This is a genomic window from Rhizobium sp. WSM1328 (assembly GCF_057653715.1).
The window spans coordinates 23,687-37,989 of record NZ_JBYGKO010000003.1 but is presented as its reverse complement, the minus strand read 5'-3'; the positions used below and the strand labels follow the sequence as shown (position 1 = coordinate 37,989).

General features: G+C 60.4%; 12 protein-coding genes. All 12 read right to left on the bottom strand.

Annotated features, from left to right (window positions below; all coding sequences use genetic code 11):
• Positions 1-139: 139 nt before the first annotated feature.
• Positions 140-2,032 (bottom strand): molecular chaperone HtpG, encoded by a 1,893-nt coding sequence (htpG, locus tag AC2444_RS27840; protein ID WP_128450381.1) that lies wholly within the window; start codon positions 2,030-2,032, stop codon positions 140-142.
• Positions 2,033-2,566: 534 nt separating this feature from the next.
• A complete protein-coding gene (locus AC2444_RS27835) occupies positions 2,567-3,190 on the bottom strand; it encodes a nucleotidyltransferase family protein (RefSeq protein WP_113548367.1) in 624 nt (207 codons plus the stop codon).
• Between the two features lie 142 nt (positions 3,191-3,332).
• Positions 3,333-4,028, bottom strand: a complete 696-nt coding sequence (locus AC2444_RS27830; protein ID WP_128450380.1) for an XdhC family protein — start codon at positions 4,026-4,028, stop codon at positions 3,333-3,335.
• Positions 4,028-4,357, bottom strand: coding sequence for an XdhC family protein (locus AC2444_RS27825; protein ID WP_012759937.1), 330 nt, complete (start codon positions 4,355-4,357; stop codon positions 4,028-4,030). Before AC2444_RS27825 ends, AC2444_RS27830 begins: the two co-directional genes overlap by 1 nt.
• Positions 4,358-4,373: 16 nt before the next feature.
• Complete coding sequence (locus AC2444_RS27820) at positions 4,374-6,716, bottom strand: beta-glucosidase family protein (RefSeq protein ID WP_128450379.1); 2,343 nt, start codon at positions 6,714-6,716, stop codon at positions 4,374-4,376.
• 33 nt (positions 6,717-6,749) lie between these two features.
• Entirely contained in the window at positions 6,750-7,229 is a 480-nt protein-coding gene (locus tag AC2444_RS27815) for a MarR family winged helix-turn-helix transcriptional regulator (RefSeq protein ID WP_128450378.1), read from the bottom strand.
• Positions 7,230-7,284: 55 nt separating this feature from the next.
• A complete protein-coding gene (locus tag AC2444_RS27810; protein ID WP_128450377.1) occupies positions 7,285-7,884 on the bottom strand; it encodes a cysteine hydrolase family protein in 600 nt (199 codons plus the stop codon).
• A complete protein-coding gene (locus AC2444_RS27805; protein ID WP_113548372.1) occupies positions 7,884-8,933 on the bottom strand; it encodes an ABC transporter ATP-binding protein in 1,050 nt (349 codons plus the stop codon). Before AC2444_RS27805 ends, AC2444_RS27810 begins: the two co-directional genes overlap by 1 nt.
• Entirely contained in the window at positions 8,920-9,699 is a 780-nt protein-coding gene (locus AC2444_RS27800; RefSeq protein WP_003554934.1) for an ABC transporter permease, read from the bottom strand. Before AC2444_RS27800 ends, AC2444_RS27805 begins: the two co-directional genes overlap by 14 nt.
• 10 nt (positions 9,700-9,709) lie before the next feature.
• The gene (locus AC2444_RS27795) at positions 9,710-10,624 is read right to left on the bottom strand and encodes an ABC transporter permease (protein ID WP_113548373.1); all 915 of its coding nucleotides are present in this window, start codon (positions 10,622-10,624) and stop codon (positions 9,710-9,712) included.
• Positions 10,614-11,690 carry an ABC transporter substrate-binding protein gene (locus AC2444_RS27790; RefSeq protein WP_003554938.1) on the bottom strand — a complete coding sequence of 359 codons (1,077 nt, stop codon included), beginning with the start codon at positions 11,688-11,690 and terminating at the stop codon, positions 10,614-10,616. Before AC2444_RS27790 ends, AC2444_RS27795 begins: the two co-directional genes overlap by 11 nt.
• A 364-nt stretch (positions 11,691-12,054) precedes the next feature.
• Positions 12,055-14,292 carry an MGH1-like glycoside hydrolase domain-containing protein gene (locus tag AC2444_RS27785; protein ID WP_128450376.1) on the bottom strand — a complete coding sequence of 746 codons (2,238 nt, stop codon included), beginning with the start codon at positions 14,290-14,292 and terminating at the stop codon, positions 12,055-12,057.
• Positions 14,293-14,303 lie beyond the last annotated feature (11 nt).

The window sequence follows — 14,303 nt, the reverse complement described above, 5'->3', positions numbered from 1 at the left end:
CGACTATCGGGAATTGCGCCGGAGTTCGGTTCGCGTACCAATTTTCGACCGCCTGGTCGAAGAGATCAGGAACGGGGCAGTTGGTCTTTATACGCATAAGGGATCTCGGCCCGAATGGGCCAAGATCCGTAGTGAGCCTTTATTTGCCGTGTCCCATCGCCAAGGCAAACAGTCTTGCCTGCCGCTCCGCAAATGCCCGTGGGTTCGCCGGCTTGTCGCCATCAAGAATGCGGGCCTCATCGAGGAGGAGCCAAGCTGCATCCTCACGAAAGGCATGATCGTCCATCGATGCGATGCTTCTGACGAGCTGGCTCTGTGCGTTGATTTCTAAGACGGGCTTCGAAGCCGTCTGCAGCCGCCCTGCCCCCTGGAGCATTTTCTCAAGTTGTCGATCAGGCCCGTGCTCGGAAGCGACCAGGCAGACCGCACTTTCCGTCAATCGACCGGAGACACGCACATCGGCAACCTCCTGGCCGAGAGCACCGCGCGCGAAATCGATAAAAGCGGCAACCTCGGAAGAGGCTTCCTGTTTTTGCTCGTCGATGCCTGCCTCGCCGGCGATGTTATTCAAATCGGCAAGGCCCTGGGTGACCGATTTGAATAACTTGCCCTCGAAATCAGAGACATTGGTGGGCCAGAAGCTGTCTACGGAATCGGTCAAAAGCAGCACTTCGATCCCCTTGGCCCGGAAGCCCTCGAGCTGTGGTGAACCATTCAACTGCTCCAGGTTCGAGCCGCTGATGTAAAAGATAGACGACTGCCCCTCCTTCATGGCTGCCACGTATTCCGTCAGGCTCCGTGTCGCGCCTTCGACAGCAGTTGTGTGGAAACGCGCCAGCTTGAGCAATTGCGGGCGGCGCTCGAAGTCTTCGTAGATACCTTCCTTGACGATTGCCCCGAAGAGGCCCCAGAATATGCCGAACGTCTCGGTTTCGCTGTCGGCCATTTTCTCCAATGCGGTAAGGATCCGGCTGGTTACGCCTTTACGGATCGCCGTGAGAACCGGGCTCTCCTGGATCATCTCACGGGAAATGTTGAGCGGCAGATCGGACGTATCGACGATACCGCGCACGAACCGGAGGTAACGCGGCAGTAACTCGGCGTCATCGGTGATGAAGACGCGCTTCACGTAGAGCTTCATCCGACCCTTGCGATCCGGATCAAACAGATCGAAAGGCTGGGAACCGGGTACGAAGGCCAGCGTCGTATATTCATGCCGGCCCTCGGCGCGGAAATGCACGTTGGTCAGCGGCTCATCGTATTGACCCGAAACGCCACGGTAGAAATCGTCGTAATCCTGTTTGGAAATTTCGCTCTTCTGCTTGGTCCAGAGCGCGGCACCATCGGAGATCTGCGACGGCTCGGCCGCTTCCTTATCGACGAGGCGAATGGGAACAGGTACGTGGCCGGACTGATCGCGAATGATCTTTTCGACAGTCCACTTGTTGGTGTATCTTTTTGCATCTTCCATGAGATGCAGAACGACGCGGGTACCGCTCGTCGGCGCCTCGACGGAATCGGCCGCGACGATGTCGTAGCTTCCCTTGCCGTCAGACGACCACTTCCAGGCTTCCTCCTGACCCGCACGCCGCGAGATCACATCGACCTTGTCTGCCACCATGAACGAGGAATAGAATCCGACGCCGAATTGACCGATCAGTTCAGCCTTCTCGCCGGCCTTAGCAGCCTCAATCCGCTCCATGAATGCCTTTGTCCCCGAGCGCGCGATCGTGCCAAGCGCGTCGATCATCTCGCTCCGGCTCATGCCGATGCCGTTGTCCTCGACGACAAGCGTCAGCGCCTCTTCATTGAGGGTCACGAGAATTCCAGGCTGTATGCCGTCGGCCGAGAGTTGCGGCTGGGAAAGCGAGTCGTAGCGCAGCTTTTCGCAGGCATCCGCCGCGTTCGAGATCAATTCCCGGAGGAAGATATCTTTGTCGGAATAAACCGAATGCACCATCATGTGCAGGAGCCGACTGACATCCGCTTCGAATGCATGTTGCTCAGGCTGCCGCTCGTCGAATGTCGTCATCGATAATCCCCATTTTGCAGAAGTCGCGCGTCAGATGGTTTTCCGCTGATGGATTTCAAGCGCTTCACCGTTGCGGTCGATTGATTGGCGCCAATTGCCGGGGATTGCAAATGGTTTCAAAAGCGCGAGAGGTTCACCAGAACCCTGCTCTTGAGCAGGTTTCGAACTAACGACTACGTCTTTCGCATCTTGCGGGCGAACTGAGCGCCGACGACATCGGGAGCGATCTTGCGGGACGCAAGCGGGATTGGCTGCACAAGGCTTCAACTGTGGAATTCGTAATGAAAAAACTGGAGAGGTGGAAGAGCTTCCAACAATCTGAGCTCACCTAGTCCGGCGATCTCGTTCAACAGCTATGAACAATTTCGCGTGTGTGATCTTCACGCGGGTTTCGACATAAAGGTGATATTATTCAAACCTGACGACAGTCCTCATCGGGCTAAGACTGCATGACGGATGACCACGGTGACGTGGACTCTTCACCGCAGGCGCTCAGAAGCCGTGAGAATCCGCTGGGTCGAGCGGCGGCATCGCTTAGCAGTCCTCAACAGGAATGCCACCGGCAGCGATAATCGCCTCGGCGGTATCGACATCGGTTAGCGCCGCGGTTCCTATCTCGACCTCAATGACCTGCAGCCCCGATGTTCTGATCAGGTCACGGGCACCGATATCGCCCCTCAAGCGCAGAACGCTGTCGTTAAGGGACCGTGGCAAGATTACCGGGTTGCCTCGCATACCCTCAGAGGCGGCGCAAACGATTGCGGCGCCGTCCGCGACTTGGAACGCGTCAATCAGCTGATTCAGATTGTCTGTAGAAATGCCTGGCATATCGGCAAGCAACATCAGAACACCATCGGCGCCGTCGGCTACAGCAGCGGCAAATCCGGCCGCCAGTGAACTCGACATGCCCGCTCGGTAGTCTGGATTGACGATAATATGCAGGGGCAGGCCGGTGAGAACGTCCCGGATATCGTCTTGCCGATGGCCGACGACGACGACGATGGAAACGGCGCTACTGGCCTTGGCGACCAAAGCCGAGCGACGCACGAGCGGCATTCCGTCAAACATGGCCAACAGCTTGTGCCCGCCATTCGAGCCCATGCGCGTTGCCAAGCCAGCCGCCAGCACGACGATTGATACATTCGGCTTTGCTCCCATCTCTTTCCCGATCCCACCAGCGCCGCAGCGTCCTCCGTCGACGAGCTCCAGGTTACGAGGTCGCGAACGTGCAGCAGCTTAGCGTCCAGGCAAGCTATTTTCCATCTGCGTCATCGTCGGAGGGTGAGCCTCTCCATAGGCGCTACGCAGGCATCGTCTGGCGGCTGCTCGTGCGAAGCGCTTTGATGACCTGAGCAAGGATCGCTACGGCGATCTCAGCTGGATTGGATGCGCCGATGTCGAGCCCGATCGGCGCGTGGATCGTCGAAAGCGCATCGGCACCGAAGCCGTATGCGGCAAGGCGGCCTGTCCGCGCTGCGTGGGTCTTTCGGCTGCCGAGCGCGCCGATATAGAAGCAGCCTGTGCGCAATGCCTCGGCCAAGGGAAAATCATCGATCTTGGGATCGTGGGTGAGTGCGACTAAGGCGGTATAGCGGTCGAGTGGATCCGCCATCAACGCATCGACGGGCCAATCGGTGCACATCTGCGCATCGGGAAAGCGATCATGCGTCGCAAAGGCTGTGCGCGGATCGATGATGCGCACATCGAAGCCGGCCAACCTTGCCATCGGCGTCAGATACTGGCTGATATGGACGGCGCCGATGACGGCGATGCGCGGGGCAGGTATGTAGACATTGAGGAAGCCGCTGGCATCTATCGTGTCGAAAGCCATCGAGCGGCCAGACCGAAAGGCGCCTTCGACGAGCGCGGCAAATGGCGGCTCGACCGGATCCCCTTCCAGGAAGATATGCTCTTCTCCCCGAAAATCTGTCAGCAGCACGACGGCGAGACGCTTCCGGCGCGCGGCGTTCAGACGCTGCAGGCTGTCGCGGAGCATCAGCCGAGCCTCTCGACAAAGACACGGATGCGCCCACCGCACGACAGCCCGGCGCGCCAGGCGGTCTCGTCCGCAACGCCGAATTCCAGCATCTGCGCCTTGCCGGCGGCAATTACCTCGGCAGCGGCGGTAACCACCGCACCCTCGACGCAGCCACCGGAAACCGAACCCTCGAAGTTGCCATCACCATCGACCACCAGATGACTGCCAACCGGACGCGGCGCCGAACCCCACGTCTCGATCACCGTCGCAATCGCAACAGCACGGCCCGTTTCCATCCAGTGCTCGGCCGTCAGCAGCGGGTCGGTCAGGTTCGTCTGGATGGTCATTCCTGCGGGCCTCAATCTAGTGTTGGTTTAGTTCTGAAAAGACTTCGGCAATATCCGCCTCTTTGACGCTGTCTCCTACATACCAGCTCAAAGTGTCGTAGAAGCCGAGAAAGGAGCCCTTTGTCTTGGCAAGAAGGGCCATGGCTTCGGCAGCGGAGATCGAAAGCCTGCTGACGAAGAAACCAACGAGAGCGGCCTCGGCGTTCGGGTGGGCAAAGACAAGCGCTGTCGGAGAATTGGCCGAAATCGTCGGCAGCGCCGGAGCCTCTGACCTGCATGGCAAGGTGATCGACAAGCGGATGTCTCTGGAGGATGCAGCCGCTTCGATTACAAAGGCCTCGGCATCGAGAACCCAAGCCGAACGCGACGTGTCGAAATACTGGAAATCGCGCTGCGCCAGGCCAAGCGTTACCCTCTTCGCTTCTCCTGGCGCCAGATGAAGCTTGGTGAAAGACTTGAGCTCACGGACGGGTCGTTTGAGACCCGGCTTAATCGGCCGGACATAGAGTTGCACGATTTCCTTGCCGGCAACCGTACCTGTGTTGCGAATGGTAAGGGCGGCGGTGCAGCCGGCGCCGGGCGTGATCTCGTGCGTATCGAGCCTGAGATCCTCATAGGCGAACGTGGTGTAGCTGAGCCCATGTCCGAACGGAAAGACTGGAGTCATCGCCTTCAGATCGTAGAACCGGTAACCGACGAAAATGCCCTCGCTATAGACATGCCGGCCATGCTCGCCCGGATAGGTGTGCCAGCCCGGAATATCCTGCATGCGAACCGGCATGCTGGCGGAGAGCTTGCCGCACGGGTTCTGCTCGCCAAACAGGATGCGGGCCAGTGCTTCGCCACCGCCCTGCCCGGCATAGAAACTGGCCAGGACGGCGTCGACATCCCCGATCCACGGCATCTCGACCGTGTCTGGCATCGAGAGCACGACGACGAGCTTGCGACCTGTCGCCGACAACGCCGTGATGAGTGCATCGTGGCTGGCGGCGAGCTTCAGTGTGTCGCGGTCGTTGCCCTCGCCGTGACGGCTCTTCTCGTTTTCCGCAAACATGACAACTACATCGGCACGCTCCGCGGCTTCGACGATCGCCTCGATCGACGCAGTCACGTCGGGCTGCGCGACCGGCGAGAAGGGCAGATGCCGGACCTTCAGGCTGTCTCCTGCCCGCGCGGCAATCTGAACGAACGGACTGTCGACGCGATAGGGATTGGTGGTGGCCGAGCCGGAGCCTTGGATAACAGGAGTGACGGCGCCGTCGCCGACAATGAGAAGCTCACCCGGCTCGCCGGGATCGAGCGGCAGCGCCTGGCCCTCATTGCGCAGCAGCACGATCGATTCCGCCGCGATGTCGCGCGCCAGCACATGATGCGCCTCGAAATCCGCCGGCGTGCCGCGCCGCTCGCTCGACTTGCATTTGCGCACGAACGCCAGAACATTGGCGCAAGCCGCATCGATCACCTCGGGCGCCACGTCGCCGGCGTTGATCGCCGCATGGAGACGCGCTTTGCGGGGCTTGCTTTCCGGCATGTCGAGTTCGGTGCCGGCATCGAGTGCAGCGCCACGATCCTTGATCGCGTGCCAGTCTGACAGGACAAGCCCGTCATAGCCCCATTCACCGCGCAGCACGGTTCGCAACAGCCAATGATGTTCGGCGGCCTGGATGCCGTTCAGCGGATTATAAGCGCTCATCACGGTCCACGGCGCGCTCTTTTCGATGGCCCGCTCGAAGCCTGCCAAGTATATTTCGCGCAGGGCGCGTTCATCGACATCGGAACTGGTCGTGGTTCGCTCGATTTCGGAATTATTGCAGGCGAAATGCTTGAGCGAGGCGCCGACGCCGTTATCCTGCAATCCGCAGACGACGGCCGCCGCCATGTCGCCGCTGATAACAGGATCCTCGGAATAATATTCGTAGGCCCGCCCGGCCAGCGGCGTGCGCCTTATGTTGATGCCGGGGCCCAAAAGCAGATGAACCCCGAAATCCTGGCACTCGGCCGCCAGTGCAGCGCCCATGCGATAGGCAAGATCAATATCCCAGGAACAGCCGAGCAGATTGCCGTTGGGAAAGCACGTGGCTGGACGGGTGGCACCGAACATGCCGCCCGATCCGTCGCCCTGTTGCCCGACGAGATCGAGGAACGCCCGCAGACTGTCTTCGTCGTTGTCGCCGGCGTCGATCTGGGTGGTCGAGTAGCGCACCCCATAGGCCCCATCGGTCATGACGATCGAAGGAACATCGAGCCTGCTGATCGATGCCGTCTTCCACAGGCCACGCCCGCTCAGGAGATCGACTTTTTCGGCCACCGTCATCTGATCGACAAGCGCTCGAATGTCAGCGTCGCTCGGCTGGAACATGATTGGTCTCCGGTACTGCGGATCAGGCGTGTGTCAACAGATCTTCTGAAGGAGTTCCATCAGCATCATCCGCTCGGCAAGCGTCAGCGTGCTCAGCGTTTCCTGCGAGATCTGCAGCGCGACCGACAGGTTGCGGGCGACCGTCACCTCGCCTTCCGGCGTCAGCGTCAGCACCAGCCGGCGCGCGTCGGTCGCGTCGGGGGCGGTGTGAACGAGGCCACGCTTCACCAGTCGATCGACGACGCCCTTGATGGTCGCCATATCCATGGCGGTCTCGCGGCCGAGATTGCCCTGCGAACAGGGCTGCAGGTCCTTCAGCCTGACCAGCGCCGCCCATTGGGTGGTGGTCAGCTTCTCCGCCATCAGGCTCGCAAAGATCGCCACGTGCCGCTGGTTGGCCTGGCGCAGATAGAAGCCGATCTGCTCGCCAAGCGCATACTGTGCCTGCTGGCCGGGCGTCTCGGTCGTTGCGGTCTTTTGTCGGCCGCCTTTGTCTTTGAACGGAACGTCCATAGGATCTCTCAAATCTGCCTGTTCGTCGTGGTGACCGGCAATGGCGCTGCCGAATTTACTCTAGCCATAATTTCAGAATGGCTTCTGTCGTCAGAATTTCAATCTGCTCCGAAAGCCTTGGCGCCAGGATCTCGATGACCATGGCGTGCGCCTTCAAGTCGCCGCTTGCCAGTGCGTCTTCGGCGAGGATGACCCGGTAGCCGGCGTCGACCGCATCAAGAACGCTGGCGTAGACGCAGACGTCGGTCTCGACGCCCGAGAAAATCAGCGTGTCCGTTGCCGATCCTTGCAAGCGCGCAGTAAACGCGGGCGAGCCAAAGACCGAGTAGGTCTTTTTGTCGACGATGGAGCCTGGAGCGGCGATCGCTGTAAGCGGTGCGACCAGATCCAGCATGGCGATATCGAGCTCATCCAGCGTCACCGATGACCAGCGACGATAGTAGGTCTTCCAGCGGCCCGTTGCACCTTCGGCATTTTGTGGCACCATGAAGCGAGCAAAGACAGTCTCAGCGGGCCGCGCTTTGCTCAGCGCCACCACATTGGGAAGGATGCCTTCGATCGCTGGCGTATACCACGCCGTTTGCTCGGCGAAGAGCCGCTGCATGTCGATGACGACATGCAGCGCATTCCTGGAGAGTGGCGCGGGTGCCATCATCAGTCGGCCACCGGGACGGTGTGTTCCGCGGCCCAGGTCAGGGTGATGGTGTCGCCATCGCTCAGGACCTTGCCATCGCGGTTCTGTGCAAACAGCTTCAGCGGCAGACCGTCCGCCGTCTCCAGCAGATAGGACAGCACGGGACCTGCGTAGATGACGGTGGTGATGCGCGCCGTCAGGCTGTTGCCATCCGTCGGACCCGATGCGATCGACATCTTCTCCGGGCGCACCGCGAGCGTGACGTTCGAGCCGCTTGATGGCAACGTGCCGGTGGTCTGAACTACCGTCCCATCGGCGAGACGCACAGCGCCGTTCTCCACGGTGCCGGTGAGGAAGTTGGAATCGCCGAGGAATTCGGCGGCAAAGCGCGTCAGCGGTCTCTCATAGACGGTTTCCGGCTCGCCGATCTGGACGATGCGGCCCTTGTCGAGGATCGCTACCTTATCGGACAGCGTCAGCGCCTCTTCCTGGTCGTGGGTGACGAAGATCGTCGTCAGGCCGCTTTCGCGCTGGATGCGCAGCAGTTCGACCTGCATTTCCTGGCGCAGGCGCCGATCGAGCGCCGACAGCGGCTCGTCGAGGAGCAGCACGCTCGGCTTGATGACCATGGCGCGGGCCAGCGCAACGCGCTGCTGCTGGCCCCCGGACAGCTGCTTGGGCATGCGATCGGCAAAGCCAGGCAGATGCACCATTTCCAGCGCGCGGTCGACTTCCTTGCGGGCGGCGGCGCCCTTGATGCCCCGGCGTTCGAGACCGAAGGCGACGTTCTGGGCAATCGTCATATGCGGGAACAGCGCGTAGGACTGGAACATCATGCCGATGTTACGGCCCCAGACCGGAATGTCGGTGACATCATTGTTGCCGATCGTGACGACGCCCTGGTCGGGCTTGATAAAGCCCGCGATGATGCGCAGCAGCGTGGTCTTGCCGGAGCCGGATGGGCCGAGAAGGCTGGTGAAAGAGCCTTCAGGGAATTCGGTGGTGATATCGGACAGGACCGGTGTGCTGCCGTAGGTCTTGGCGACGGAATTGACTTTAACGTTTGTCACTTGTGTCTCCGGGCTTGGCGAAGCGCGCAAAAATCAGGATGATCGTCATCGAGCCGAGCAGAAGCACGGTGGAGATCGCGTTGATTTCAGGGGTGAAGCCCTTGCGGATCGAGGAGTAGATCTGCACCGGCAGGGTGGTGTACCCGGGCGTTGCGAGGAAGTAGGAAATCACGAACTGGTCGAGCGACACTGCGAAGGCGAAGAGCGCGGCGCCAAGGATGCTCGGATAAAGCAGCGGTAGCGTCACCGAGAAGAAGGCGTGAACCGGCGTCGAACCAAGGCTCATCGCGGCTTCTTCAAGGTCGGCGCGGATTGTCTTGAAGCCCGTGCCGACGACCAGAACAACGTAGGGGATGGCGAGTGCCACATGGCCGATCAACAGGGCATGCATGCCGCGCCCGATACCGGTCCAATAAAAGAAGATCAGCATGGCCGTGCCGGTGATCAGCCAGGGAATGGCAATCGGCGGCAGCAGCATCAGTTGCAGGAGACTTCTGCCGCGAAAGGTCCGGCGCGACAGCGCAACGGACGCCATGGTGCCCAAAGCCGTCGCCAGAACCGCGGTGATACTCGCGATCACCAGGCTGTTCAGACCCGCCGTCAGAAGGATGCTGTTGTCCCAGAGCGCGTCGTACCATTGCAGCGAGAAATGGAATGGCAGTTCGTAAAGTGGCGAAGCGTTGAACCCCATCGCCATCATCACGAGAATGGGCGTGTAGAGGAAGATGAGGATGGCGATGAGATAGATTGGACCGAGCGTTTTCATGATCCCTTCCTCAAGCGACCGTTCCGCGGCGCAGGACACCGGAGAAGGTTGCGAAAATTGCGAGCACGACCGCCAGCAGCGTAAAGGACAACGATGCGCCCAAAGGCCAGTTGAAGGCCTGGGTGAACTGATCCTCGATCACCGTTCCCATGGTCACGCCGACACGACCGCCCAGAATGCGCGGTTCCATGAATGAACCGATGACCGGAATGAAGATCAAAACGGCGCCGGAGATCAGGCCGGGAGCCGCAAGCGGCATCAAAATCTTGAACAGGATGGTCCACCAGCGCGCGCCGAGGCTTGAAGCAGCCTCAATGATCGCGTCGTCGATGGCCACCAGCGCTATGTAGCAGGTCAGGATCATGTACGGCAGATAACCGTGAACAAGACCAACCACCACGGCATAGCGCGTGTAGAGAAAGCCGATGGAACCCGCGTCCGGAACAATCATATGCAGCAGACTGTCGAGAAAGCCGTTTTCGCGCAGCACCATGGTCCACGAAAAGACGCGCACAAGACCGTTGGTCCAGAATGGCAGGAGAATGAGGATCAACAACATCTCGCGCGTCTTGCCGAAGGTCGAGCGGACCAGCGCCACGGCCGCCAGGAAACCAAGCACGGCGCAGAACAGCGTCGTCCAGAAGCCGATCAGCAGCGACGTGATGCCGATCCCGACCAGATAGGGTTGATCGATGAACGCGCGGTACTGCTTCAGCGTAAAGACGATCGGGGTCTTGCCCATCGGTGTCGCCGACATGAAGCTGAACACGAACATGGTCAGCAGCGGCAGAAAGACGGCAAGTGTCAGCCACCCATAGGTCGGCAGCAGCAGCGCCGTCGTCGAAACCCATGGCGGGAGTGGGCGCCGGCTGCGCGGACCCGAAGGTCCGCGCTCTGACGCTGATATCAGACGATCATTCTGCATAGAAGGCTTTCACTTCCTGCCAGATATTGTTGAAGGCTTCGCGCCGGTCGTCGGGAATGCCCGAGACAAAGGACGTGGTCTTCAAATATTCGGTCTTGTGTACCAGGCGGGTGAGATCGTCGGCAGGAAGTGCTGAAAGGGCTGCCGAATTTGAAGAAGCGGGGGCTCCAATCTTGGTTGCCCATTCGACATAGAATATCGGATCGATCATCCAGTTGACGAAGGCAAGAGCACCTTCTGGATTCGGAGCCGATGCCGGAACACCGAGACCATCGACCCAACCGACGCCGCCTTCCTTAGGCACTACGAACTGAACCGGAAGTTTAGAAACGCGCTTGGATCGCACCGAGCCGCCCGACCAGAACAGCGACAGGTCGAATTCCTTGGCGGCGAACGACTTGTTCCACTGATCTTCCGTCGACCACAGCAACTTGACGTTCGGCTTGATCGATTTCAGCGCGGCCGTAACAGCAGCCAGATCCTTGGGATCGTTGATGTCCTGCCCGCTCATCAGCGCGCCAACGCCGACATTGATGATGGCGTCGTCGTCCATGGCAACACGGCCCTTATAGGCCGGGTCGGCGAGGACCGCGTAACTGTCGGGAACGGTCATGCCTTCACGGATGGCAAGCGAGGTCATGCCCCAGACCCACGGAACGGCATAACCCTTGCCGTCCTTGCTGAAGTTCGGGTTGGCGCGCAGGGTCTCGTCGACTGTTGACGCGTTTGGAACCTTGCTGAAATCGATCGGCTGCAGCAGGTCTTCGGCAACCGCCTGGGCGCAACGCGCAGCGTTGAGGATAACAAGATCGTAGGCGCCCGGATTCGTGCGCATCTTGGTCAGCATTTCCGATTCCGAGCTGTAGTAGTCATGGACGACTGTGATGCCCGTCTTTTCGGTGAAAGCCTTCAGCGACCAGGCTTCGTCGGTGCCGTAGCCCTGCCAGTTGAGGACCGTGATGGATCCGGCCGAAAAGGCTTTGCGCGGCAAGGTGGAGATGCTGACGCCAGCAATCAGTGCTGCGGACATCAACTTCATTGTGTTGCGTCTGGTGAGTTCAGTCATTGTGGCACCCCTCTTGAAGATACACAGTTATGGACCATCATGACCCGCGGTCATCGACCTCAACGGATCGGCTAGCTTGAAAACAAACACGTGCTAAAGCGCGCTTAATCATTTGTATGCATACTAAAAGCAGATGAGCATTGTCCGTGGAGCACTGACGTCTCGGCGAAATGAAGCGCGCGCTGCGACGCAGCGGCACACCACTTCTGTAAGAATAGTACATCACTTCACTGAGCGGCCGGCATGAATCCACGGATCTCCTGCAAGCTGTTCGTTCAACCCTCTGACTTTAGCATCAGTCTTTTATTTTATATGTACACAAACTATCTGTGAGGAATCGAGACCTGTCAAGCACTGCCTTGCTTTAGTGAGCGCTTGACGATGAAAAATAGACGTCGAGCCGGCGATCCTCCGCGTGTTCAGCAATCATGACGCGTATTCCGTCGCCGCCCGACACATAGTTGATGTCCTGCCCGTTGATACGGGCGGCAAGAACATCGCCCAATGCCAAGCCTGGCAACTCGATGAAACCTGCCTCGGAGACCGGAGCAATCGTGCAGGCCACCCGCCCGTTGGCGAAGACGATGCGCGACAGCGTAGTGTGCAGATCTGTCTTCAGTGCTGCGCGCCCGTTCAATGTCATCACCAGGGTTCCGGACTTGACGACCAGCTCGAGCGTTCCCGACGGCGAGACCATAGGTCCGAGCACCACATCCCGGCCGGCATGGCGCATCGTCCATCCGGTCCACGGATCGAAGTCAACAATCTCACTGGCAGCCATCAGCGGCAGCATGGCGGCCCAGATGTAGAATGGATCGGTATCGCCTTGGTCCATCGCCTCGCCGGTGACGGCATTGTAGTTTTCGGAGGCGATACGATGCTCGCGCCAATTCTTCATGAACAGGTCGTAGCTCTGGCTTGCCAGCTTGCTCGCCGCCGCCACGAAGCCGTAGCGCCGCAGGCCGAGCCAGACCATATAGTTGACGTTCGGCCAGATGCGGCCGCGCCAGTAGACGTTGTCGGCGAAGGCCGGATCGTCTCGCGTTGCGTTCGGCAGCACGAAATCACCGCCGAAGGTCGTCTCGTCGCTCAGATGCTCGAGCAGACGCTCCGCCTGCGCCGGCGTCGCGGCGCCGCACAGCAGCGGGTAGAAGCTGGTCGGCGACAGCGAGCGCACGAAACCGCCGCGCCGCTGGCGATTGGCGAAGATGCCGCGGCTCTCGTCCCAGAGCGTCTGCGAGATCAGCGTCCGGTGACGCTCGGCCAGAGCGGCGAATTCGCGGGCATCGTCATGCTTGCCGAGCACGGCGGCCATTTTCGAAAGCATCTCGGCATCGAGAGCGGCCGCGCAGTTGAGGCCGAGATCGAAGGTCGACAGCGTCCGGGTGACGGGATCGTAGATCGCCTCGTCATGGGTCGCGGAATTGTCCATGCCGGTCTCGTTGCGCGCGGCAAAGGCCGTCCCCTTGTAGAGGCCATCGCCCACGTCGGAGGTGCCGCAGGACAGCAGGCCGAAACCGTCCGGATCGCGGTTGTCCTGCCACCAGCGCCGATTGCGCACCAGCGCCTCGTAACTTGCCTGGATCATCGACCGCTCGCCGGTCCGCTGGTAGAGCTGCCAGACGACCAGTGCGCCGAACGGCAGCTGGCTGCGATCGACCCAGGCATCGTTGGAGGTGACGATGCAGGCGATATTGCCCTGCGGGGTTGCGCCGGCCATCGCGGTCGCCATGTTCTCGCGCGCCAGATCGGCGTCGAACACGCCCGCAAGAAGGGCGGCGAAAATCTGGTCGTTGAACCAGACGGCAAATTTCCCGAGGTTCCAGATGCGGGTGACCGCGGTGTAGGAACGCGCGTTGGTTTCGTCCCAGATGGTGTTCCAGGCGACGACGTCACGCATCGCATCGAGCGCGCCCTCGAACATGCCGGTCTGCGCATCGGCGATCGCAGCTGGCGCGCCGGCGGCAAGGCATGCCTGCGCCTTGGCGATCGCCAATTCGGCACTATCGGCGACGCCTGCGGCATAGGCGCCCTGGCGCATCATCTCAAGATTGAAACGCAGGGCAATCAACGGCGCTTCGCTCCTGCGGGTGGCGGTATAGAAATAACCGTTTTCCTCGAAGTCGGTCCGCAGCGCGTCGATCGTCTCGTGGCCGGTGACGTGCACCGGCGCCTCGGCGGTCGCGACCGCCACGAAGCGCGTTCCGACCTTCACCAACGTGATGTTGCGGCCCGCGTCATGGACCACCACCTCGCCGGCATCTGAGGAGATTGCCAGCGTCAGCCAGAATCGCAGTCCCCACTCGGCCGATACCTTGCCGTTCCAGCTGCCGCGGATGGCGAAGGGGTCTGTCTTCGTCGTAGAAAAGGCGACCGTCGTGCCGCTGAGCTCGGTCTCCAGCTCGATCAGCGAGCCGTCGATGGTGTGACGGCCGAGGCGAACCATATCGCGTCGCGGCTCGATCGCGGAGGTCGTCTTGCTGCGGGTCGAATAGAGAACCGGTGTGATCCGCACGCCGAGCGGCAGGAAGACCGTTTCGGCCGGCCGGTTGGACCAGCTGTTCCAGGCACGCATCAGGGGTATCGTCGAATGTTGTAGCATGGGTCTGTAAC

Excerpts from the sequence above, each read along its gene's own strand:
- AC2444_RS27825 (WP_012759937.1), bottom strand. The coding sequence starts at position 4,357 with ATGACCATCCAGACGAACCTGACCGACCCGCTGCTGACGGCCGAGCAC.
- AC2444_RS27785 (WP_128450376.1), bottom strand. The coding sequence starts at position 14,292 with ATGCTACAACATTCGACGATACCCCTGATGCGTGCCTGGAACAGCTGG.
- AC2444_RS27830 (WP_128450380.1), bottom strand. The coding sequence starts at position 4,028 with ATGCTCCGCGACAGCCTGCAGCGTCTGAACGCCGCGCGCCGGAAGCGT.
- AC2444_RS27800 (WP_003554934.1), bottom strand. The coding sequence starts at position 9,699 with ATGAAAACGCTCGGTCCAATCTATCTCATCGCCATCCTCATCTTCCTC.
- AC2444_RS27815 (WP_128450378.1), bottom strand. The coding sequence starts at position 7,229 with ATGGACGTTCCGTTCAAAGACAAAGGCGGCCGACAAAAGACCGCAACG.
- AC2444_RS27820 (WP_128450379.1), bottom strand. The coding sequence starts at position 6,716 with ATGTTCCAGCCGAGCGACGCTGACATTCGAGCGCTTGTCGATCAGATG.
- AC2444_RS27795 (WP_113548373.1), bottom strand. The coding sequence starts at position 10,624 with ATGCAGAATGATCGTCTGATATCAGCGTCAGAGCGCGGACCTTCGGGT.
- AC2444_RS27790 (WP_003554938.1), bottom strand. The coding sequence starts at position 11,690 with ATGACTGAACTCACCAGACGCAACACAATGAAGTTGATGTCCGCAGCA.
- htpG (WP_128450381.1), bottom strand. The coding sequence starts at position 2,032 with ATGACGACATTCGACGAGCGGCAGCCTGAGCAACATGCATTCGAAGCG.
- AC2444_RS27810 (WP_128450377.1), bottom strand. The coding sequence starts at position 7,884 with ATGATGGCACCCGCGCCACTCTCCAGGAATGCGCTGCATGTCGTCATC.
- AC2444_RS27835 (WP_113548367.1), bottom strand. The coding sequence starts at position 3,190 with ATGGGAGCAAAGCCGAATGTATCAATCGTCGTGCTGGCGGCTGGCTTG.